The organism is Campylobacter concisus (assembly GCF_003048535.1).
GTDB classification, from domain to species: Bacteria; Campylobacterota; Campylobacteria; order Campylobacterales; family Campylobacteraceae; genus Campylobacter_A; species Campylobacter_A concisus_S.
Window position 1 is genome coordinate 1 of record NZ_PIRQ01000003.1, and the last position, 23,657, is coordinate 23,657.

Sequence of the window (23,657 nt, forward strand, 5' to 3'; positions counted from 1 at the left end):
CCTTACTGAAATATCAATAATTGCAAGGATAAATTCTAATAATTTTCATTACATTGCGGCAAACATAATCTATAAAAATTTAACTAGCGATATCACTATAAAGCTATAAATATTAGATTATTTTTAAAAATTTTATTATGTTTATAAAACAAAAAATAATTTTAAGATTATAGATAAAAAGGAGTTATTTTCATCCTCAAATTTTGAGGATGAAATATTAATGAAATTTTAAATATCAATCCACAAGGTTAAAATTTATTCTTTTTAACATCAGCTACTATTGTCTTAGCCATTTCATCTATTTGAGCAGTGATTTCATTCGTTGAGCTCACTATATGAACATTTTGCTTTGTAATGCTATCTATCTGGCTTACACTTTGATTTATCATATTTATGCCTTCGCTTTGCTCTCTAATACTCTCGCTCATTTCATTGATACTTTGAGTAAGTATATTTGCATTAGTTTCGATCTCGCCAAGTGATTTTTTGGGTTCGCTCAGCTAGTTTTCTAACTTCATCTGCAACTACAGCAAAACCTCGTCCATGCTCACCAGCACGTGCTGCTTCGATAGCGGCGTTTAGAGCAAGTAGGTTGGTTTGATCGGCTATATCTCTAATAATAACGATGATATTTTTAATCTCTTCAGATTGTTTTATAACATCTACAGTTTTTTGACTAATTGCGCTCATTGAGCTACTCATTTGCTCGATAGCAGCAGCACTTTCTTGAAGAGAATTTGCTTGTGTGCTAGCACCTTGAGTTACTTGTTTCATTGATGCATCTAAATTTTTGGCTTTTTCTTCTAAGAATTGTGCTTGTTTTAGGTTAAATGCAAGCATATTAGCTATCTCTTCGCCAAGCTCATTTGTTACTAGTTCGACATTGCCTTTGGCATCCAAAATTCTTGAAGTAAAATCAGAATTTCTAAAATCATTAAAAGTTTTTTGGATCATATTTAAATCGCTACCGACTCTTTTTTCCAAAACATCTAGCATTTTATTTAAGACATCTTTTAATTCGATTAGCTTTGGATTAGCTGGAACATCTACTATCCTTGCTTTTAAATTTCCATTTTCTATCGCCTTTGCAGTCTCAACAGATTGAGATACCACTCTAGAGTCTTGATCGGCATTGTCAAAAATTTTAGCAATATTATCATTTATTAGTTTGCTCATTACGCCAAATTCATCTTTTGTTGCCACCTTTGAAACAACTGGCTCTTTTATCTCAAAATTTAAAAATCTAAAGAAACTAACCAAAGCATCTGTAATAGTTTTAATAGGATTAAGCGATCTTTTTAGCAAGAAATATACAAACGCAGACAAGACAACTATAAATATAAAGGCTAAAATAATCTGAACTTTTAAAATAGGCAAAGTATGCGAGCTAAAGATATTTTGATCCATTGCTGTTATTGCCAACCAACCTTTGTCATTTATCTCTAACATATAAGCATAGACATCTTCGCCTTTTGTATTTTTATATGCTATCAATCCATTTTCATCAAATTTCTTTTCATTATATTGTTTTATTAGACTCTTTGCGATCTCGTGAGGTTTGCCGACTAATTCTTTATTTGGGTGCATTATAACATTGCCATTTTGATCTGTAACAAAAGCATAGCTGTATTCAGTTTTACTAATTTGCGATATATTATTGCTCAACTCCTCAATAGATGCATCTATACCCGTAACTCCAATATTTTTAATAGGTGCAGCAAAAGTTATAACCATCGCATTTAATGAAGCTGCCATATATGGATCAGTATATATTGGTTTATTCTCGGCTTTAGCTTGTTTATACCATCCTCTAACTCTTGGATCATATCCAGCTTTATTTTGCCCATTTGATCTAAACATAGCCCCATCCTCATATCCAGCGTAAACAAGAGTGATCTCTTTTCCAGATATAGCTTTTGCTTGAGATAAAGCTAAATTTATACCATCAGCATTCATCGAGCCATCACTTTTCTCGCTTATCTTACTAAGAGTCTCAGCCATTTTCTCTATAGCATACTGATTATTGGTAAAAAAGCTATTTAGTGTGATTTTCACATCTTTTAAGATTTGCTTTTGAGTTTGTATTACTAACTCAATGGCCTTATCATGAGCTGTGTTGTAGCTAGCTAAAGATATTAGCGAGAATGATATGAATAATGCCAGTATGAGCATTAAAGATATTTTGTTTGCAATTGATCGCATTTACTTTCCTTTTACAAAAATTTTTAAGATGCGATTGTATATTTTTTTATATTAAATAGTATTTAATAATATTAATTACAAAATAGTGATGTATACATTAAATAATAATTTTGAATTATTTTTTCATTTTAGATAGTTAAAGTAAGTGAGATAAAATTAGAATTTAGGGGAGATAAGCCCCTAAATTCGGCTCTAAGATTAAAATTTATTCTTTCTAACGTCAGCTACTATCGTCTTAGCCATGTCGTCTATTTGGTCAGTAATTTCGTTTGTTGTACCAACAATATCAATATTTTGTTTTGTAATACTGTCGATCTGACTTACGCTTTGGTTTATCATATTTATGCCTTCGCTTTGCTCTCTGATACTCTCACTCATCTCATTAATGCTTTGAGCTAGAACATTTGCATTAGCTTCTATCTCACCAAGGGATTTTTGAGTTCTTTCAGCTAGTTTGCGCACTTCGTCTGCAACTACGGCAAAGCCTCTGCCATGTTCTCCTGCACGTGCTGCTTCGATAGCAGCGTTTAGAGCAAGTAAATTTGTTTGATCGGCTATATCCCTAATGATAACTATGATGTTTTTAATCTCTTCGCTTTGTCTCGTTACGTCGCTAGCTTTTTGGCTAATGGCGTTCATAGAACTGCTCATCTCTTCTATAGCGGCCGCACTTTCTTGGATGGAGTCGGCTTGCTTATGGGCTCCGTCGGTTAGGGTTCTCATAGATTCTGCTAGGATTTTAGCTTTTTCTTCTAGAACCTGAGCTTCTTTTAAATTTTCTCTTAGCATATTGCTTACGGCGTCGCCAGCACTTTGAAGGCCTACTATCATATCTCTTAGATCACTTTCAAGCTCCGGTTTTAGTTCTAGTCTAGGAGTGTAGTCGTTTTTGTTGTAAGAAGCTAAAACTACCGCTATTCCTTTTAAATTTTCAGAAATTGACGCAAAGAATTTATTTAGTAGATCTTTTAACTGAACCAAAGCCGGGTTATTCGGAGTAGAATTAATCTTAGCACCCATATGTCCTTTTATCATGAGATTTGCTATACCGTTCATCTCATCTATTAAGGCGCTGTCTTTTTTAACGCCGTTAAGGACTTTTTCTATATTTTCGTTAATAGATTCGCTCATTCTGCCGAATTCGTCTTGCGTAGTTACCACTAGCTTTTCCGGAGCGTTAGGGGTTTCGTAGGTGATAAATTTAAACGCGTCTTCAAGCTTGGTTTGAATAGTTCTAATAGGGCTAAGGGATTTTTTAAGAAGAACAAATACTATAACCGAAAGTATGACTATAAAAGCTACAGCTAGGATTATTTGAGCTTTTAATAAAGGCAATGTATTAGACGAAAAAGTATCTGCTCCGATAGCGGCTACGGCTAACCAGCCTTGATCGTTTATAGGAAGGACTTTGGCGGTTACGTTTTCGCCTTTATAGTTTGTATAAGGGATAAGTCCATTTTCATCAAATTTTTTAGCCGCAAACGCCTCGGCTAGATATTTGCTTGCGGGAACGGTTTTACCGACGTTGTTTGGGTCGTTATGCATTAGTATTAGGCCGTCTTTATTCATTAGATAAACATAGCCGTATTTTGTTTTACCCATTTCGAGAATTTTTTTACTTAGAGTATCTATTTTTAAATCAAGCCCCAAAACACCATCAAAATTTCCATTTTTATTTACTGGAGCGGCAAAACTAATTACTAAAGCATTAAACAAGGCAGCCTTGTAAGGTTCGGTATATATAGCACCATTTGCACTCTTCGCTGCTTTATACCAGCCTCTAGTTCTAGGATCATAGTTATCGGCTGGAGTTGTTCTAGTGCCGTCAGACTGGAAAAAATGTCCATCACTCTCGCGACCATAAAAAATATCAGTAACTAGATGACTAACGCTTTCTTTTTGCATTTTTGTTTTTTCCATGTACGAGTCATCATTATTTGGTGTTTGTGCTATATCTAAAGCATACTTTTTAGCAACTTCTAAATATTCTTCAAAAAAAGAATCCGTAGTAGCTTTGATGTCACTTAGAATCTGATCCTGGGTCTGGCTGACCAACTCTACTACCTTACTTTCCGCTGTATAGTAGCTGACTGCTGAAATAGCAGCAAACGAAATAACTAGCAATGAGATGATAATCATCGCTATCTTTGAAGTTATGGACTTCATCTTTCCTCCTTTAAAAAGTTAAAATCGCTTTAATTTATCGAAAAAGAATTAAAATTAGTATTAAATTTACCCTCTATTTAATGCTTTTTAAAAATTAATAAAGATATCTTGATAATTAAAATTTTTGAATAAATTTTAGATCACTAAAAATCATTAAATAAGCTAATTTTACTTTTTATTCTTTTGCTAGACATAGAGTATAAATTTTTACTTGAAAATCAATAAAATAACGCCTGAAATAATAAGACAGATGGCTAAAATTTCTTTTAAATTTAACCTCTCGCCAAGAAAGATGACAGCCAAAATAATAGCAAGTACAACGCTAAATTTATCAACCAGCGCCACTTGATATACCTTGCCAACTTGCATCGCTTTAAAATACATGAGCCAAGATAGTCCGGTTGCCATGCCACTTAGTATGAGAAAGAGCCAGTTTTTGGGGCTTAGTGAGTTTAATGGTTGCCATTTTTTAGCCACGCTTAAAAGCAAAACGAGCATCAAAATGACAACGATCGTTCTTATAAATGTCGCAAAATCACTGTCGATATCCTTTACACCAAGCTTTGCAAAGATCGCTGTAAGTGCAGCAAAAACAGCTGAAAGAGCTGCATAGATAAACCACTCTGGCATTTTTATTTAAAATTTAAAAGGGCAAGTTGCCTCACCCATTTAAATTTATCCCTCATAATCACTTAGCATATCAACTGTTGGAACAAAGTATAGGGCACCAGTTACAGGCGTACTAAAGTCAAGCAGCCTATCTGAGTTACCCTTTGGCTCGCCGATAAACATCTTTTTAAGCATAAGCTCAACCGTTGAAAACGTGCTCGCATAAGCGATAAAATAAGTGCCTGTTTTGCTGCCTTCGGTAAATGGCATATTGCCACGCACGACTTTTTTATCATCTCCGACGTTTGCAGCAGCTGAGTGCGAATTTGTAGGTTTTACATCCTCGCTCATCTCGATGTCAAGCTCTTTTGAGCGGCCTATTACCTTTTCTTGCTCGCTTACGCTTGTGGCGTTCCACTCTTTCATGTTATGGAAATATTTTTGTACAAAAACGTAGCTGCCGCCTTTAAATTTAGCGTCCTCATCGCCAACTTTAGCAAAGAAATCTCTATTTTCGCCCTCAGGATTTTCAGTGCCATCAACAAAGCCAATTATCGCCCTGCCGTCATGATACTTAAAGCCTTGCGTCTCGTCTGTAAGCTCTGCAAATTTAAAAAGTACGGCCTTTATCGCTTGAGCCATATCGAAGCAATCAGGCGCATTTAAAGCGCGGATATGGATGTGAATATCGCCCTTTGTGCTAACAGCCTCGTGTTTATCGCCCTTGATCGCTTTAAAATTTACAAGCTCTTTTGGCAGATCTTTTGAAATTTCAAGCTTTTTCCAAGCATCATGACCCACGCCAAGGACGCAGTTTACATTTTCATTTGCGCCAAATCTAATCTTGGCAGTTTTATTTAAATTTACAACCAAGGCGCAAAGCTCGGCAAACCCCTCTTTACAAGCCTTTTTATCAGCTGTTAAAACCCATGTTTGAAAGACTGTGTTGTTGCCTGGTGTCTGCGTGACTTCCTGTGAATTTACGCTCATTTTTTCTCCTTTTTAAAATTTTATGCAATATTTTCTAAATTTAGTTGCGAGCTTATCTGCTCATCATTATCGTCAAAGACAAACTCAACTTTGTTTGCGCCAAAGCTCTTAGCTATCGCTTCAAGCGTGTCGCGAGCTGATTTATGAATTTTACTTTGAAGCTGCAAGATAAGGCGAACACTCATCTTTTTGACTTCATTTCTCGCCTCTTCGATTAGTCTATTTTTATCTTCTTCTGTAAAAGTGCTACCAAAAAAGCCATTTAGCGAGTCAGGCAGCAAAAATGGTATAAATTTGCCGTTTTTCTCATCGTAAAATTTCATATCGGCGATTGAGAATTTATACTTGCAAGGAGGCATTTTTATCTTATAGCTAGAGTTTGCGATCTGCGTGATCTCGAGCTTTGGGCTAGTTAGATCGTAGATGAAATTTATCTCAAACTCAAATATCATCGAAAGCTTCTTCTCGCTTATAAGCCATCTTAGATACTCTTTGCCAAAATTTCCAAACGCATGATCTGTCTTTGTGACGATCTCTTTGCTATAAACTTGAAAAACAGATAGCTCGCCGATGCTTTTTAGCTGCGAAATTTCGGTGCTGACTGAGAGATCTTCGCTATCATCTTTTGCCTTTTTTAAAGCCTTATTTGACCTATAAAATGCAAATGCCAAAACAGCTAATAAGATAGCTAATATCAAATTTGCATATTCGCTCATTTTTTCTCCTTTAAGGCTTGCTATTTTAGCTTAAATTTGTAAAGCAAAGGTGAAATTCTACTTTTATTAAAAATTATATTTAAATAATTGTTTTAAAGTAAAATAGTAATTAATAATATTTAAGTGATATTATCTTGATCATTTTTTCATATCTTATAGTAAAAATAGCGTAAAAATGGGATTATTAGAGTAAATTTTTATCATAAATTTTAATATTTTAATTAATAATTTATTTTAAGAATATTACAATCCATTTAAATTTTATGCAAAGGATGAGATATGAAAAGATCCATTTTAAATAAAAAATGTATTTTGATAAGCGCGGCTTGTTGTACTCTTTTGTTTGCAAATTCACTAAATGCTAACGATCAAGAAAGTGGTAAATTTGGCGACATAAGCAGCTGGCAGAGCGCTGAGTATAAAGCATACTGGGGACTAAAGCGTATCAATGCAGCTATAGCGTATGCTCTTGGAGTAACGGGCAAAGGTGTGACACTCGGTGTTATGGACTCTGGCGCATTACTTAGCCACCCTGAACTTAGCGATGGTAGGATAAGCGCGCTAAAAATTTCTGGCAGCTACTACAAAGATGGACAAAAATATCCAGATACTGAGCACGGCAACTCTCCTTTTTTAAAAAAGGGAAGCACTGATAAAAACAGAGCTGACTTTGGCGACTTTAAAAAAGGTGAAAAATTTGAAGCTGATGGCAACTGGATCGCTGGTGTAAACGACTCGCACGGCACACACGTAGCTGGCACAATTGCTGGCTCAAGAGATGACAAAGGGATGCATGGTGTAGCATTTGGCTCAAAACTTATAGTAGGAAATACTGGCGGAACCGACGGTATGACATATGGACCAAACCAAGACTACAACTTCTTTTTAGCATCTTATGAGGGACTAGCCAAAGGTGGTGCAAGAGCTATAAATAATAGTTGGGGTTCAAACCGAAAATTTTATAAAGCTTATGAGGGAGCAACTGGATTTGATGGTGGTAATAGCTTAGATATAAAAGACCTTGACGCAGCATATAAAAGCTACTATCCATTTGTCACAAATGGTAAAAATTTCATGGATGCCGCTTATGAAGTCGCCAAAAAATACGGCATCATTCAAGTCTTCACTGCCGGAAATAGAAATGGCATGAAAGAGTCATACACGAGAGCTATGCTTCCATATTTCCGTCCAGATGCTGAAAAATACTGGATAAACGTCACTGGAGTGACAGATGGCGATGCACAATACTTTAACACAGCAGGACACTCAAAATGGTGGAGTATTGCCGCACCTGCTAAAAAAATAAAATCAAGCACCGTCGATCCCAAAAACGGAGAGGCAGGCTATGACAGTTGGGACGGCACATCTATGGCAGCTCCACACGTCACTGGCGCACTTGGTCTTGTCATGCAAAGATATTCATATATGAGTAATACTCAAGCAAGAGATGTTCTACTAACTACCGCAAGACAAGTTAGAGATGAGTTTAAAAAGCCAGCTGATACAAGAAGAATTTCTGGTTTTACTGCACCACTTGGCGTACCTGATGAGCGCTGGGGCTGGGGAGCACTTGATATGTCAAAGGCTATGTTTGGACCAGGACAGCTGCTAGGTGTATTTGATGTAAGTCTAGACGTAGATGATCTTTACTCAAATAATATCAGCGATGTAGCTATAAAATACAGAAAGACTGAAGATGAGGCAGAGGCAAAAATTTGGGCTAATCGCAAGGCTGAGCTTGAGAAAATGTCAAATTTAACAGCCGAGCAAAGGGCTGAACTTGATATAGAAAATGCTAGAGAAAAAGCGAGAGAACAAAGAGCTAACGAAGGCTATGAAGGGACTCTTATCAAAAGAGGTCTAGGCACTCTAAAACTAGCAGGTAACAACTCATACACTGGCAAGACTATAATAAAAAGTGGCAAAATCACAGCACTAAATCAATCACTAAAATCAAGCGAAGTAGTAGTTGAAAATGGTGGTGCACTTGAGATTGTTAAAGAGATGAGCGTTAGAGAGATTGATAAAAATAAATTTTCTCAAAAGCTATCTTTTAAAGATGTAACTAGAAAAAGTACAAGTGACACAGTAAAAGCTACTATAAAAACAGGTGGTAGTTATATCATCTCAAATAACGCAGCAAATTTAAATCTAAATTTTGAGAAGAACTCTATCATAGATATAAGTGAGCCAGATGTAGATGTCATGAAAAAACTATATGATGATAGCTCAAAGGCAAAAACTTATGCCGTAACTGGAAATTTTAGTGGCTACAACGACACTATCTCAAAAAAATACGCATTTTTTGACCTTACTAGAAATTATAGTGACAACAAGCTAGAGCTAACACTCAAAAAATCAAAAAATACAATAACAAGTATAGCAGCTAGTGACAACCAAAAAAGAGTAGCACAGCTCATAGAGAGTACAGCTAGCAAACCAGCACTCCTTGCTTCGCCGTTTAGAAGTAGACCAGCAGTTATTACGAGTGATCTATACAGACACTTCATCTACGCTACACCAAAACAAGCAAGTGATACGCTAAAAACATTTGCAAATAATGCAAATTTAGCTCAGCATAATGCATTTTTACTAGAAAGCATCCTACTAAAAAATGCCATCATCAACCATGAATTTGATCCATTTGGAGCAAAAGCAAGTGATGTAAATGGCATGAAATTTTGGTCAAATACCATGGCTAATGCTATGAAATTTGATGATGTAAAAGCAAACTCACTCACTCAGCTTTTTGGATTTGACGGTAGTGTAAATGATGTTTTCACACTTGGTGGTGTGCTTGGTGCTAGCAACGAAAAAGTAAAAGAAGATGGCGAAAATGCTTATAAAACAAAAGGTGCAAGTGTCGGTATCTACTCAAAAAGTCAAATTTCTAGCACAAAGCTAGACCTTGGCCTCATATACACAAACGCAAAACGCAAAACGCAAAATGGTGCTACAATCGCGAGCTTTTACTCAAATGAACACGTAAAGAGCAAAGAAAAAGCACTTACTACTTACGCAAATTTGGCACTAACTAGCTTTAACAGTACAAATTTCTCACTAAATCCTTATGTGGGCGCAAGCTATCTACGTATGAAAACTGATAGCACTAGCCAAAATGTAGGAATTTTCAGAATGGACATTGATGAAAAAGCTAGAAATTTAGGCATATTTAGCTTAGGCCTAAACCCTAGTGTGCCATTTAGTCTTGGCAACATGAAGATGAAATTTGAAGCTGATCTAGCCTACAATAGACTAGTTGGCGATACAAGAGCAAATATCGGTGTAAATATCGCAAATGCTGGATACTTAGAACTTAAAGGAAGAGAGGTGCGTGATCTTGGCACAGCTAGCCTTGGTATAAAAGCGAATGTTTATAAAAATATAAATTTAGGCCTATCTTACACAGGTGCTTTTGCTAAAGATGTGAAGTCAAATAGCGTAAATGCAAAATTTGAGATATTGTTTTAGTAGAAGCTATGCTCGCTACTTTAAATAGTAGCGAGCCATTAAATTAAAATAGTTGAGTGAAAGAAAAACCATTTTTTGTAAGAACTTCTTTGATCTTTTCTTGATGCTCAAGACCCTTTGTCTCAAGTGTAATCGTAATACTTGCATCACCATAATCAAGCCTTGTTGAGAAGCGATCGTAGTCGATTTTGACGATGTTTGCATTTGCTGATTTGAGACTATCTGTTAGGCTCATGAGTGCTCCTGGCTTATCCACAAGCGTTATTTGTAGTGTCATCTTGCGGTGAGACTTGATAAGACCTTTTTCGATGATGATAGAAAGTACTTGTACGTCGATATTTCCACCACTTAGCACCACGCCTATCTTCGCACCTTTTTTAAATTTGATCTTATCATGCATAAGTGCTGCCACGCCAGCTGCACCAGCCCCCTCTACAACGATCTTTTGAGTCTCTAGCAAAAACAAAATCGCAGTTGCGATCTCCTCGTCATCAACCTGCACAAACTCATCAACGCACTCAATAATATTTGCTAGCGTAATCTCACTCGCATCACGCACAGCTATACCATCAGCTATGGTGCGAACTGATTTTGAGTTTATGCTCTTTTTAGCGCCATAGCTATTAAACATAGCTGGAGCGCCTTTTGCACCGACACAGATTACTTTTGTCTTTGGATTAACTTGTTTTATACAACTAGCCACACCGCTAGCTAATCCGCCACCGCCAACTGGGACAATGACTATATCAAGGTCGCTTATCTCATCAAGCATCTCAAGCCCCACAGTGCCCTGCCCTGCCATGACGTACTCGTCGTTAAATGGATGAACAAAGGTCATACCTTTTTCTTTGGCGTAATTAACCGCAAAAGCGTACGCCTCGTCAAAATTATCACCTTTTAAAATAACCTCTGCACCAAGGTCTTTCGTACCAGCAACCTTTAGAAGCGGGGTTGATTCTGGCATGATGATACAAGCGTGTACGCCAAATTCTTTCGCACTTATCGCTACACCTTGAGCGTGATTGCCAGCACTTGCAGCTACGACTCCACGCTTTCTCTCCTCATCACTTAGGCTAGCTATTTTATTGTATGCGCCTCTTATCTTATATGCGCCAGTTCGCTGTAAATTTTCCTCTTTTAGATAGATACTTGCTCCCAAATTTTTACTAAGTTTCGCACTCAAAGCAAATGGAGTTTTATTTACAAAATGACCGATCGTGATCTTTGCTTGGATGATTTTATTTAGTGAAACCATTTTTTATTTTTCCTTTTTTAAATTATTCTTTTGCCCTTAGTAGCACGCCACACTCGATATGGTGAGTATTTGCAAACTGATCAAAAATGGCAAATTTTATCACTTCATGGCTTTTACAAAGCTCATTTAAATTTTCTTTTAGAGTCTCTGGATTGCACGAGATGTAAATGATATTTTTGAAATTTTTGATGAAATTTACGACACTTTCGCTTAGTCCTGCACGGGGTGGATCGACAAGGACATGCGAGAAGCTAAAGTCGCTTAAATTTATCTCTTTTAGCCTGTTAAATTCCCTAACGCCAGCAAATGCACTCATAAGCTCATCAGCGTCCATACGTAGAAATTTGATATTTTTAGCTTTGTTTAGCTCGCAGTTTTTAAGGGCATTTGCGATCGAGCTCTTTGAAATTTCAGTGGCAAGAACGTTTTTAAATTTAAACGAAAGCGGAATAGTAAAATTTCCATGTCCGCAGTAGAGCTCAAGGAGGTCAGCGCCAGCCTCTACGAACTCTTTTGCCCAAGCTATCATCTTTTCATTTACGGCTCTATTTGGCTGGATAAAGGCATTCTCACTTAGGCTAAATTTATAAATTTGACCTCCAACATCTAGCTCATCGATCAGATTTAGCTCACCACTTAATAGCTTTTGCCCGCGAGATCTGGCAAGTATGGTAACGTCAAGCTTACTGGCTAGAATTTTCATAGCCGCCTCAAACTCGCCATCAAGCCTTTTATGATAAAGAAGTGTGACCAAAATACCACTTTTACAAGAGATAAATTCCACTCCAAAAAGCTTTGCGCGCAGTATTTCGTTCTCTTGTAAGCCATAAAGCAAGCTTGGCATGAGATCTGAAATTTGCTCGCAGACCTTTGGACAATCATCTATAAAGACCTTTTTGCCCTTTTCGCTTGCATGCATCGTGTAGCTAAGCTTGCTGCCTTCATGCCAGATACCAAACTCAGCTCTTGTGCGGTAGTGTTTTGGTGTTGAGCTAAAAACATCAAACTCGCCATCATAAAACTCTGAAAAATTTTGTTTTACAAGGTCAGTTTTAAATAAAATTTGCTCATCATAAGAAGTAAAAAGAGTGCAAGAGCCACACTCTTTTAAATAATTGCAATCCAAATTTATGCTTCTACTTTCTTTCCAACAAATCTAACTAGCGCCCAAATCGCTAAAAATCCGCAAGGAAGCGCGATCCAAACGCTAAGACCAAGTGCAACTGGCAAGTAACCAACTAGCACACAAACCGCACAAACGCTAAGCGCGTAGACCATTTGAGTCGATACGTGATCGATATGATTACATCCTGCACCCATTGATGAAAGTATCGTAGTATCCGAGATCGGTGAACAGTGATCGCCAAAGATCGCACCTGTAAGTACGCCTGAAATATTTACGATCATATATGCATGCATCGCATCGCCCTCTAGGCCGTAGTTTTTGCCGACTGCATAAGCTAGTGGGATAGCTAGAGGCATTAAAATTCCCATTGTGCCGTAGCTTGTTCCAGTCGAGAAGCTAATAAACGAGCCAAGGATAAAAACAGCAACTGGCAGGATAAATTTAGGTGTTGATGAGCTTAGTAGATCAACCAAATACCTTGATGTGCCAAGCTCTTTTATAACAGCACTAAGACTCCACGCAAGAAGCAAAATCACAACTGTGATTATCATGGTCTTCCAGCCTTTTACCCATGTGCTGATAGCCTCTTTTACGTCAAAAATTTTACGCCAAACGCCCATTGTGATAGCTACAATACTAGCAAGTAACGCTGCTTGAAATAGCGATGTAGCCGAGTCAGCTGCGCCAAAAGTATCTTTAAATGTAGAAAAAGCAAGCGGATTAGCAAGTGCATTTTTAAGAGCATCGCCCTCAAGTGCAGCAAGGCCACTAAAATAAAAACTAGTAAATGCACCAATGACCAACACAAGAAGTGGCACAACAGCATTTGCAGCGCTTAATTTTACGCCCTCTTTTGGCTCAAGTGTTTTATCTTCAAGATCTTGGATTTGAGTTTTTCCTGAGTGAAGCTCCCCTCTTCTAGCGCGTCTTTCAGCTAATAGCATTGGTCCGTATTCACGCTGCATCAAGGCTGTGCAAACTATAAAAAATAAGATGAAGAGGTTATAAAATCTATATGGAATTGTCTCGATAAATATAGAATAAGCGTTAATCCCAGTCTCTCCAACTAGCTCATAGCCCTTTTCGATGAGTGAAACCTCAAGGCCAACCCATGTCGAGATGATAGCAATACCAGCGATCGGTGCCGCAGTAGCATCTATGATGAAGGCTAGTTTTTCACGGCTTATTTTAAATTTATCGCTTATTGGTCTCATAATAGGGCCAACGATTAGGGCATTTGCGTAGTCATCGAAAAATACAAAAATTCCCATGAGCCATGTTGAAATTTGAGCTGAAATGCCGCTTTTTGCCTTTTTACTAAGCCAAAGAGCAACCGCCTTTGTGCCACCCATCTTTGTAATGAGTGCGACCACACCACCGATACAAAGCACTTGAAGTAAAATTCCTGAATCAGTCTTATCAGCCATTGATTCAACGACTCTTGAAACGATACCTGTAAAGCCTTTTACGATACCCATAAAGATGTTTTCATTGATGATATTTATGAGAAACGTTCCACTAAAAACACCTATAAATAGCGACAAAATGACGTCTTTTGTGATAAAAGCAAGTGCTATTGCCACAACAGGCGGTATAAGCGTGAATACGCCGTAAATTTCAGCGTTTCTCTTTGCCACTTCTGGATCGACACCAAAAAGCGCAACGCTAAAAAAAAGTAATAATAAAATTTGTCTCACAAGAACTCCTTAAAATTTTTCTATCGCAAGTCCAGCCCAAGTCTGCGTATTTGCCATGACTTCGACTCTATTTATATTGACACTTCCGGGCATATTTAGACAATTTACCAAAATAGTCGCGATATCCTCAGATGTGATGAAATTTGTATTTTCATAAAGACTATCCGCTTTTGCCTTATCTCCTCTAAACCTAACCTCGCTGAATTCAGTCTTGCAAAGCCCTGGCTCAATGTTTGTTACCCTGATATTTGTGCCGACCAGATCGTTTCTTAAATTTAAACTAAACTGCTTTACAAAAGCCTTTGTAGCACCGTAAACGTTACTTCCTGGATATGGCCATGAGCCAGCTGTCGAGCCTAGGTTAAATATATAGCCCTTTCCTTGTTTATAAAGTAGCGGCAAAACAGCCTTTGTCGAGTAGATAAGACCCTTGACGTTGGTGTCTATCATCGCCTCAAAGTCCTCTACCTTCGCATCTATCGTCTTTTCAAGTCCAAGTGCCATACCAGCGTTGTTTACAAGCACTTCGATATCCTTAAATTTATCAGGCAGGCTCTCTACCGCCTTAAAAACAGCCTCTTTGTCGCGTATGTCAGCTATAATGATATGCGTATCACCAAGCTCGCTTGCAAGCTTCTTTAGCCTATCTTCTCGCCTTGCAAGAGCGACTATCTTGTAGCCTTCTTTTGAGAGTCTTCTGGCGATCGCCTCGCCAAATCCAGATGTTGCACCGGTTACAAAAGCTGTCTTTTTCATGATTTTTCCTAATTGAAATTTGGTTTTAAGCCCAAATTTTCTAAAAATTTGATCGTCTTTTCGTTTTGTTCTTTCAAGGCATAGTCAAGTGCGTTAAATCCCGCATCATCAGTGGCATTAATATCAGCACCGTTATCCATCAAAAGCTTTAAAATTTCTGGCGTTGCGTGAGCTCCTGCATGCATAAAAACACTTCTATTTGTGTGTTCTAGACCGCATGTATCTTCAACTTGCGTCATACCCAAATTTATCATATTCATCTTGGCATTTTCGTCTATGTAGCTCTCGTTTGCATTGGCACCATTTTTTAGCAAAAGCTCACAAAGTGGCTTATCGCTAAACTGCACAGCATAGAAAAGTACGCTTTTTCCAAAGAAATTTTTGTGATTTACATCGGCTTTATTTGCAAGTAAAATTTTTACGTTTTCTATATTTTTTAAAGCAAAAAATAGCGGCGTCTCATCGCCCAAATTCACATCGGCCCCGCGCCTTATGATCTCTTTTACCATATCGCTACTTTTTTCGTTTAAAAGAGCGATATTAAGCAAATTTGTAAGCTCAGCGGTACTGAAATTTTTTGAGTAAAGTAAATTTGCCAGCTCATCGGAATTTATCCTTTGAGCCATTATATTTTGCTCAGGTGTTAAAATTTTAGCTTTATTTACACTTTTACCGACACCAAAAGTCAAAAACTCATTTACCACGCTAGTTGCGTAGTAAGCGGCACTTGGCGTATCAAGTCCAAGGCTTTCATAAAATTTCACAAGCGGAGTTTGAGCGTTTTTGTAAGCTTCTGTAAATTTTTTATATTTTAAAAAATTAAATAAGCTCTCGTTTGCCCAGTATCTAAGATACTCCATTCTAGCGTCTTTTTCACCCTCTGCAATCTCTGGCTTTGCAAGCTCTTTTTGATAAAGCTCAGGTGCGAATGATGCTTTTAGCAAAAGCCATCTAAGCTTGTTTAAATTTTCTTTATAAACTCTATCACCAACGCAACTTTGAGACTCACTTCTCACAGCCACACTCGCATCAAAAAGCTCTTTTACCTCTTTTAAATTTAAAAGCGAACCATCACAGTAAAATAGCCCTTCATTCGTATAAGCAAGATCATTTGGAGTAGTTTTAAAGCTCTCTTTTTTGGCAAGATCACTGCACTCTAAAGCGTGTAAATTTATAAAAGAACAAACGCTAAAAAAGAGAAAAAAAACTACTTTTTTCATCAAAGCTCCTTAAAATTTCGCGATATTGTAACAAATTTATATGCTAAACTCGCTTATTTCATTAAAATTTAGATATTTATAAATTTCATCTTTATTTAAGCTAAGGCTATCTTTTACTATCTTTTTATATTCATCTACACTTGGTAAACGCCCAAGTAGCGCACAAACAGCGGCTAGCTCAGCACTTCCTAGATAAACCTTTGCCCCCATGCCCATTCTGTTGTCAAAATTTCTTGTCGAGGTCGAAAAAACAACGGCATTATCGTTTACTCTTGCTTGATTACCCATACAAAGCGAGCAGCCTGGTACCTCTGTCCTTGCATTTAATCTTTTAAAAATTTCATAAACGCCTTCATCTTCAAGTGTGCTTTTATCCATCTTTGTCGGCGGTGCTATCCAAAGCCTAGTTGTAAGCCTGCTCTCATGCTCTAAAATTCTAGCAAGTGCCCTGTAATGGCCGATATTTGTCATGCAGCTTCCCACAAAAACTTCATCTATTTTATGCACTCTTTTATTATCAGCCAAAATTTCACTTAGCGTCGCCACATCATCTGGATCATTTGGACAAGCCAAAATCGGCTCATCTATCTGAGCTAGATCGATCTCCAAAATTTCAGCGTAGCTTGCGTCCTTGTCGGCTCTTAAAAGTGTTGGATTTTCTAGCCATTTTTGCATTTTTTCTTTTCGTCTAAGCAGAGTCTCGCGGCTCTCATAACCAGCTTTTATCATTGCATCAATTAGCGCAACATTTGAGCGAACATACTCCACGACACTATCAACGCTTAAATTTACCACGCAGGCCGCAGCCGAGCGTTCAGCCGAAGCGTCACTTAGTTCAAACGCCTGCTCTACTTTTAAGTTCTCAAGCCCTTCTATCTCTAAAATTTTACCCGCAAAAACATTCTTTTTGTTTTTCTTTTCAACGCTTAAAAGTCCTTTTTTGATCGCAAAATACGGTATCGCATTTACAAGATCCCTAAGCGTCACGCCCTCTTTTAGCTCGCCTTTAAATTTGATCAAAACCGACTCTGGCATATTTAGTGGCATCATTCCAAGTACCGCTGCAAACGCCACTAGACCACTTCCAGCTGGAAAACTAATGCCGATAGGAAATCTCGTATGACTATCGCCGCCAGTACCCACCGTATCAGGTAGTACCATGCGGTTTAGCCACGAGTGGATGACGCCATCGCCTGGCTTTAGACTCACACCGCCACGTAAATTTATAAATTTTGGCAAACTCTCATGCATCACAAGATCACTTGGCTTTGGGTAAGCGGCCGTATGGCAGAAGCTTTGCAAAACAAAATCCGCGCCAAAACTAAGGCTAGCAAGCTCTTTTATCTCATCTCTAGTCATCGGCCCAGTCGTATCTTGTGAGCCAACAGTTAAAATTTCTGGCTCCACATAAGCCCCGGCTCTAACGCCAGCTACACCACAAGCCTTGCCAACCATCTTTTGAGCCAGCGTGTAGCCACCACCCTGTTCTTTTGGCTGATCTGGCTTTATAAAAATTTGCTCATCGCCAAGCCCCAAGACCTCTCTGGCCTTTTTGGTCACTTGACGTCCTATCATAAGCGGTATCCTACCACCTGCTCTTATCTCATCACTTAGAGTATTTGGGTTTAGTCTGAAATTTGCCACGAGTTTTTTCTCAGTGCCTGCAAGCTTATAAATTTCGCCTTTAAATGGATAAATTTCTATCTCATCGCCCATCTCAAGCTCATTTACGTTTGCAACTATCGGCAGTGCACCGCTATCTTCAGCGGTATTAAAAAATATCGGAGCTATGGTAGTGCCGATCACGATGCCGCCCGTTTTTTTATTTGGCACGCCCTCGATCTCATCGCCAAGATGCCACTGGATCGAGTTTATACCGCTCTTTCTGCTGCTGCCAGTACCGACCACATCGCCAACATAAGCCACTTTTTTACCACGAGTTTTAAGTTCTTTTAAAATTTCTAGACCCTCAGGCATCTTTTTAACAAGCATTGCTTTTGCGTGAAGTGGTATGTCGGCCCTTGTATAGGCCTCACTCGCTGGACTTAGGTCGTCAGTATTTGTCTCACCAGGTACTTTAAAAACGCCTGCGTTTATACAGGTTTCGATTGGCTTTTTATGCGTAAACCACTCTGCGTTCGCCCAAGAAGCAAGCACCTCTTTTGCAAATTTATTGTTGCTACTTAGCTTTGCGATCTCGTCAAAATATTCATGCACTAGGATGATATTTTTTAGCTCATTTGCCGCGGCACGCGCAATATTTTCATCGCTATTTTTTAGAGCTCGCACCAAAATTTCCACGTTATATCCGCCAAGCATCTTGCCTAAAATTTTAATAGCACGCATAGCGTCAAGGCCGTTAACAGCAAGCCCATCTATCACTTCGCCAAGAAAGTTCGCCTTTATCTTCGCTGCGTCATCAACGCCGGGATTGATACGAGTTTCAAGCAAACTTATAAGAAATTTTAGCTCGTTTTGCGCCTTTTCGTCGCCACTAGACTTGCTGGCAAGCTTTATTAGCTCACAAACTTCACTTGTTTGCTTGGCATTTAGCGCAAGCGGTGGCACGCCCTCTTTTTCTCGCTCGCTCACGTGTTTTTCGTAGTCGGTAAAAAAGCTCATGAAATTCCTTTGTGGTTTTTGCTCGTTATTTTTAGTCTAAAATCGCTAGTTTTGCTTGCATTTTATCAAAAAGCAAAACAAACTAAAGTAAAATTTGCCCAAAATTTCAAATTTCAAGGAGCAAATGTGTCAAAAGCTTATCTAAAATCGCCTATCGGAATTTTGGAGATCATCGCTAGCGAAAATGGAATTTATGAGATAAATTTTGTAGATAAATTTGAAAAAATAGCGGTAAAAGATGAAAATTTAAAGCTTTGCTTGAATGAGCTAGAGGCTTATTTTAATGGCAAGCTTAAAGAATTTAGCGTAAGGCTTGATATAAAAACAACTAATTTTAGAGCAAAAATTTACGAGGCTTTACAAAAAGTACCATACGGAGAAACGACCACATACGCGGCCCTAGCACTTGCCGTAGGTCACAAAAATGCCTACCGAGCAGCAGGCTCAGCCAATGCTAAAAATCCAGTGCCTATCATCGTCCCTTGTCACAGAGTGCTAGCTAGCAGTGGGCTTGGCGGATACTCGGGCGGCGAGGGCTTGCCAACTAAAATTTGGCTTTTAGAGCATGAAGCAAAGCATAAATAGCTAAAAATTTACAGCAAAATAAAAGTCCGGCAAATTTTAAAATTTACAAGCGAACATTTTTAAAATTTATCAGAGTATTTGAAACGCGTGAAGTGCTTTAGCGCCATTGTATACATCTTAAACATGAGTGATTTAGCAGATTTAAAAAAAAGGAAGATAAGAGAGCAGCCTCGTAATTTGAGTCCTCTTGTCTCTCTTTTGAATAAAAAAGGAATTTACAAATTTAATCAAGCTGTCTTTACAAATTTTAAAACTTCATTCACTCGCAAGAGCTGACTACTAAAATCTGAATTCACTTACCGCTTAGTTCAAATTTTAGAGCCGAAATTACTCGTTCATGAAATTTTAAAATTTACTTGACACTCACTTGATTTAACAAAGCAAATTTACAAATTTTAAAACCTTACACAATCGCCTTAGCAACTTACCAAAATTCAGGTCTCGCTATTTGCTTGCTACTGAATTTGGAAGCGTGATATGCTCGCTCATAAATTTTAAAATTTGTTTTCTCTAGTGTGCTGCATGTGTTTATATTGTTTAAATTATTAATTGCTTTTATGCGTTATATGGCTTTTTATTTGGATTTTACAATCGTCAAAATTTATAAATTTTCCTAGCCCCGAGTGAGAGAAAATGGGGCTAGAGTAAGGATTATTTTTTAGCTACAAGAGCGTTTTTTAGCACATCATCGATCGTATTTACTGCGATGATCTTCATATCAGCTTTTACTTCAGTTGGGATATCGACAAGATCGCGGTCGTAGTTTTTGCGAGGTATCAGAGCTGTTTTGATGCCAGCTTTGTGTGCGGCAATGAGCTTCTCTTTTAGACCACCGATCGGCAACACCCTACCAGTTAGCGTAATCTCACCAGTCATTGCTATGTCGTGTCTTACCTTTGTATCGGTTAGTATCGATGCGATCGCAGTTGCCATCGTGATGCCAGCACTTGGGCCGTCTTTTGGTACAGCGCCCTCTGGTACGTGTAAGTGAAGATCATAGCGTCTATAAACATCGCTAGCTTCGAGCTTACGCTTATCGTCATCTAATTTTGGCACGATTGTCATAGGCACTTTTAGTTTCTTGTTGTCTATTAGCACTTTAACGACGCTAAATGCGATGTGAGCGCTCTCTTTCATCACGTCACCTAGCTGGCCGGTGATCTGCATATTGCCTTTACCTTGGATCCTGATAGCCTCGATCCTTAGTACGTCACCACCAACACTAGTCCACGCAAGGCCATTTACTAGACCTATCTGATCTTTTTTATCTGCCGGCTCGATCTCATAGACCTTTTTCTCTAAAAATTCTTTTAAATTTTTAGCCGTGACGCTGATCTTGCCTTCGTTCTTTTTGGTGAGGATATTTTTGGCGACTTTTCTTAGTATATCAGCGATCCTGCGGCGTAAATTTCGCACACCACTCTCTCTTGTGTAGTCGCTGATGATTAGCTCAAGTGCCTCTTTGCTGATGTTCACATCACTTGGTTTTAGCCCGTGCTTTTTAAGCTCCTGAGGCAAGAGATATTTTTTAGCGATCTCAAATTTCTCTTGTGGGGTGTATGAGCTAAGCTCGATAAACTCCATCCTGTCGCGAAGTGCGGCCGGGATCATGCTCACGTCATTTGCTGTGGCGATGAAGATGATCTTGCTAAGATCGATGTTAAAATTTAGGTAGTAGTCTCTAAATTTATTATTTTGCTCGGGATCTAAAATTTCAAGTAAAACCGCAGTCGGATCGCCTCTGTAGCTTCTGCCAACCTTGTCGATCTCGTCTAAAACAACCACTGGGTTCATCTGCTTGGCTTCTATGAGCCCTTGCACGATGCGGCCTGGCATAGCGCCTATATAGGTGCGGCGATGACCTCTTAGCTCGTTTACGTCCTCAAGTCCGCCAAGTGCGATCCTAACTAGTTCGCGCTTTAACGCCTTTGCGATCGAGTTTGCAAGGCTTGTTTTGCCTACGCCTGGAGGGCCTGCAAAGCATAAAATGGCGCCGTTATTTACCTTTTCGCCAACACCTCTAAGCTCCAAAAGCTCACGCAAGGCAAAATACTCTTCGATGCGCTCTTTTGGCTTCTCTAAGCTGTAGTGATCGGCATTTAGGTGCTTGCTCACTTCAGCGATAGATGATTTTTTCTTAGCTACATTTTCAAATGGTATCTCAAGTACCCAATCAAGATAGCTTTGCAAAGTGTTTGCATCAGCTGAGTCTGGGTGCATACGCGAAAGCTTATCTATTTGTTTTTTGATCTCTTTGTAAGCGTCCTCGGCCATAAATTTCTTCTTCGCATCAAGCTTTTTGCGGTACTCTTCAAGCTCCTCTTCACGGCTCGTGTCCGCTCCAAGTTCGGCTTGGATTTGCTTTAACTGCTCTTTTAAAAAGTACTCTTTATTTGTCTTATCGATCTTTGAATGGACTTTATTTTTTATCTCTTTTTGAAGTTTATTTGCCTCGATCTCTTCGATGACGTAGTCAATTAGTTTTAGCAAGCGCTGCTCTAAATTTTCCTCGACAAAAAAACTATATGCGATCTGTTTTTTTAAGCGAAGTGCACTTGAAACTAGGTCACAAACCCTGATCGCTTCAGCACTCTCTTCGATAGTCTTTAAAAGATCAGGTGGAAAAAAGTGGCTAAACTGCGAAAGCTCTCTTACTTTTTCTCTTAAAACCACGATGAGAGCGTCAGTTTTGACCTGCGATGGGCGCTTTACGTGGAGCATATCGACAATGCCACGGAGCGGATTTATGCCTGATTGTTTTAAAATTTTACCTTTATCTATGCCTTGAAATAAAACTTTTACACGTCCATCAGGTAGTGGCACACGGCGCATTATCGTGCCGATCACACCAGCATCATAGATACCATCAAAGTCTCTAGCGCCGTCTTGCTGAGGCTTTGTAGGCACCACAAGGATCGGAGTCTCTTCTTGTATGGCAAGTTCGAGTGCCTTTAAATTTTCATCATCGCTTAAAAAAAGCGGAGTTATCATAAATGGATATAAAAATAGCTCATCCTCAACGATGATGGGAATTTCGGTTGGGAAGCCTTTATTTTCGTTTATTTGCAAAATTTCTCCTATTCAAACAGTTTTCTATACCATGCTACATCAGGTTTGATAAGATCTGAGTTTTTAAACGGCGACTCTTCAAGTTTTTGCTCGTAAATTTTAGCCGAAACGTCACGACCAGTCCTATTGTAAAGATCGGCTATTTGCATATCTAAAAAGTAAAGTGCGAGCTTAAATTTTATAAGCATTGTCTCGATCAATGGCTTATATTCAGTACTTGGATACATATAAAGAAATTTCTCGATCTCTGTTACGCTATCTTCCATAAGCTTTTGGTTGCGGTTTGGCTGAGTGAATGAGTCAAAATTTGCTTTTATCTTTAGATACTGAGCAAACTCTGTTTTTGGGCCGTTATCGCCATATCTTTTGATGTATTCGTCAAGATAGTGATTTGCCATTAGATACTCTTCGTCATTTGCATGAGCTTGAGCAAGAATTAATAAAATTTGCTCCAAAAGTGGGCTTGCCACATGTTCGCTTGCCATTGAAACATAGTGTTTATCGGCCGCTTCAAGATCACCGTCTTTTATATCGGCGATAACCTGAGCATACCACTCATCAGGAGTTAGATTATAAAGCTCAGTATATTTTTCAGCACAACCACTAAAAAGCCCTAAAAGAGCTACAACTGCTAGAAATTTAGAAAATCTTTTCATGCTTTTCCTTAAAAAGTTTAAATCCTCGTATTCTACATTTTTTGCTATTATTTTTGTATAAATTTTTTAAAACTATGATAAAATACGGCAACTTTACAAAATAGGAGTTAGTATGATTTTTAGTGTTAAAAGCCCTATTTTAGGCTTTGAGCATATCAAAACGATGGAGTTAATTGAACTTGATAAATTTTTTGTTAAGCTAGCAAGCAAAGATGATGAGACATCTTTTACAATGATAAATCCTTTTGCATTAAGAAGCTACGAATTCGATATTCCAAGCTATTATGAAGATCTTATGGAGATTAAAGAAAGCTCTCAACTTAGAATTTATAACATTATCGTTGTTGCACTCCCGCTTGAAAAATCAACTGTAAATTTTATAGCTCCTATCGTTTGCAATATGGACAATATGACCTTATCCCAAGTTGTTTTAGACATTGCCAAATATCCTCAGTACGGGCAAGCTGAAATGATAGAAAATTTTATACAAAAATAGTAGCTAAAAGCTTTTAAAAAT

The 23,657-nt window shown here is 38.3% G+C and carries 16 protein-coding genes and 3 pseudogenes; 3 read left to right on the plus strand and 16 right to left on the minus strand.

Annotated features, from left to right (window positions below; translation table 11 throughout):
- Positions 1–248: 248 nt before the first annotated feature.
- The 8 genes and pseudogenes from CVS93_RS09910 to CVS93_RS03380 all read right to left on the minus strand — a co-directional run bounded on the left by CVS93_RS09910 (position 249) and on the right by CVS93_RS03380 (position 6,683).
- On the minus strand, positions 249–428 hold the full coding sequence (locus CVS93_RS09910; protein ID WP_234400075.1) for a hypothetical protein: 180 nt from the start codon (positions 426–428) through the stop codon (positions 249–251).
- A gap of 38 nt (positions 429–466) precedes the next feature.
- Positions 467–1,449, minus strand: a pseudogene (locus CVS93_RS10060) (methyl-accepting chemotaxis protein); the annotation flags it as partial.
- Positions 1,450–1,479: 30 nt separating this feature from the next.
- Positions 1,480–2,202: pseudogene (locus tag CVS93_RS10065) on the minus strand (cache domain-containing protein); the annotation flags it as partial.
- A 198-nt stretch (positions 2,203–2,400) separates the two neighbouring features.
- Complete coding sequence (locus tag CVS93_RS10070; RefSeq protein WP_413784186.1) at positions 2,401–3,333, minus strand: methyl-accepting chemotaxis protein; 933 nt, start codon at positions 3,331–3,333, stop codon at positions 2,401–2,403.
- A gap of 303 nt (positions 3,334–3,636) precedes the next feature.
- Positions 3,637–4,368: pseudogene (locus CVS93_RS10075) on the minus strand (cache domain-containing protein); the annotation flags it as partial.
- Between the two features lie 207 nt (positions 4,369–4,575).
- Positions 4,576–5,004, minus strand: coding sequence for an EamA family transporter (locus tag CVS93_RS03370; RefSeq protein ID WP_413784287.1), 429 nt, complete (start codon positions 5,002–5,004; stop codon positions 4,576–4,578).
- 39 nt (positions 5,005–5,043) lie between these two features.
- The gene (locus CVS93_RS03375; RefSeq protein WP_107686580.1) at positions 5,044–5,967 is read right to left on the minus strand and encodes a Dyp-type peroxidase; all 924 of its coding nucleotides are present in this window, start codon (positions 5,965–5,967) and stop codon (positions 5,044–5,046) included.
- Between the two features lie 20 nt (positions 5,968–5,987).
- Positions 5,988–6,683: a DUF4230 domain-containing protein gene (locus tag CVS93_RS03380; RefSeq protein WP_107686581.1), complete on the minus strand. Its 696-nt coding sequence runs from the start codon at positions 6,681–6,683 to the stop codon at positions 5,988–5,990.
- Between the two features lie 279 nt (positions 6,684–6,962).
- On the opposite strand from CVS93_RS03380, the gene CVS93_RS03385 reads away from it, so the two are divergent.
- Entirely contained in the window at positions 6,963–10,154 is a 3,192-nt protein-coding gene (locus tag CVS93_RS03385) for a S8 family serine peptidase (protein WP_107686582.1), read from the plus strand.
- Positions 10,155–10,197: 43 nt separating this feature from the next.
- Here the strand turns inward: CVS93_RS03385 and ilvA are convergent, their stop codons facing one another.
- Genes ilvA through CVS93_RS03415 form a run of 6 tightly spaced genes read right to left on the minus strand, consistent with a single transcriptional unit; the run spans position 10,198 to position 18,830 of the window.
- Positions 10,198–11,409, minus strand: coding sequence for a threonine ammonia-lyase (ilvA, locus tag CVS93_RS03390; RefSeq protein WP_107686583.1), 1,212 nt, complete (start codon positions 11,407–11,409; stop codon positions 10,198–10,200).
- Positions 11,410–11,431: 22 nt separating this feature from the next.
- Positions 11,432–12,535 carry a tRNA (uridine(54)-C5)-methyltransferase TrmA gene (trmA, locus tag CVS93_RS03395; RefSeq protein ID WP_107686584.1) on the minus strand — a complete coding sequence of 368 codons (1,104 nt, stop codon included), beginning with the start codon at positions 12,533–12,535 and terminating at the stop codon, positions 11,432–11,434.
- Positions 12,536–12,537: 2 nt separating this feature from the next.
- The gene (locus CVS93_RS03400) at positions 12,538–14,232 is read right to left on the minus strand and encodes a Na+/H+ antiporter NhaC family protein (RefSeq protein WP_103641583.1); all 1,695 of its coding nucleotides are present in this window, start codon (positions 14,230–14,232) and stop codon (positions 12,538–12,540) included.
- A gap of 9 nt (positions 14,233–14,241) precedes the next feature.
- Positions 14,242–14,988, minus strand: coding sequence for an SDR family NAD(P)-dependent oxidoreductase (locus CVS93_RS03405; protein ID WP_107686585.1), 747 nt, complete (start codon positions 14,986–14,988; stop codon positions 14,242–14,244).
- An 8-nt stretch (positions 14,989–14,996) separates the two neighbouring features.
- Complete coding sequence (locus CVS93_RS03410; RefSeq protein WP_107686586.1) at positions 14,997–16,208, minus strand: ankyrin repeat domain-containing protein; 1,212 nt, start codon at positions 16,206–16,208, stop codon at positions 14,997–14,999.
- Positions 16,209–16,244: 36 nt separating this feature from the next.
- Positions 16,245–18,830, minus strand: a complete 2,586-nt coding sequence (locus CVS93_RS03415) for a bifunctional aconitate hydratase 2/2-methylisocitrate dehydratase (protein ID WP_107686587.1) — start codon at positions 18,828–18,830, stop codon at positions 16,245–16,247.
- Between the two features lie 126 nt (positions 18,831–18,956).
- Here CVS93_RS03415 and CVS93_RS03420 point away from each other — a divergent pair, with 126 nt between their 5' ends.
- On the plus strand, positions 18,957–19,415 hold the full coding sequence (locus CVS93_RS03420) for a methylated-DNA--[protein]-cysteine S-methyltransferase (RefSeq protein ID WP_107686733.1): 459 nt from the start codon (positions 18,957–18,959) through the stop codon (positions 19,413–19,415).
- Positions 19,416–20,066: 651 nt separating this feature from the next.
- On the opposite strand, the gene lon is transcribed toward CVS93_RS03420, so the two are convergent.
- Positions 20,067–22,484 (minus strand): endopeptidase La, encoded by a 2,418-nt coding sequence (lon, locus tag CVS93_RS03425; RefSeq protein ID WP_107686588.1) that lies wholly within the window; start codon positions 22,482–22,484, stop codon positions 20,067–20,069.
- Between the two features lie 8 nt (positions 22,485–22,492).
- The gene (locus CVS93_RS03430) at positions 22,493–23,140 is read right to left on the minus strand and encodes an outer membrane protein assembly factor BamD (RefSeq protein ID WP_107686589.1); all 648 of its coding nucleotides are present in this window, start codon (positions 23,138–23,140) and stop codon (positions 22,493–22,495) included.
- 112 nt (positions 23,141–23,252) lie between these two features.
- On the opposite strand from CVS93_RS03430, the gene fliW reads away from it, so the two are divergent.
- Complete coding sequence (gene fliW, locus CVS93_RS03435; protein WP_054196362.1) at positions 23,253–23,636, plus strand: flagellar assembly protein FliW; 384 nt, start codon at positions 23,253–23,255, stop codon at positions 23,634–23,636.
- The last annotated feature ends 21 nt before the right edge of the window (positions 23,637–23,657 follow it).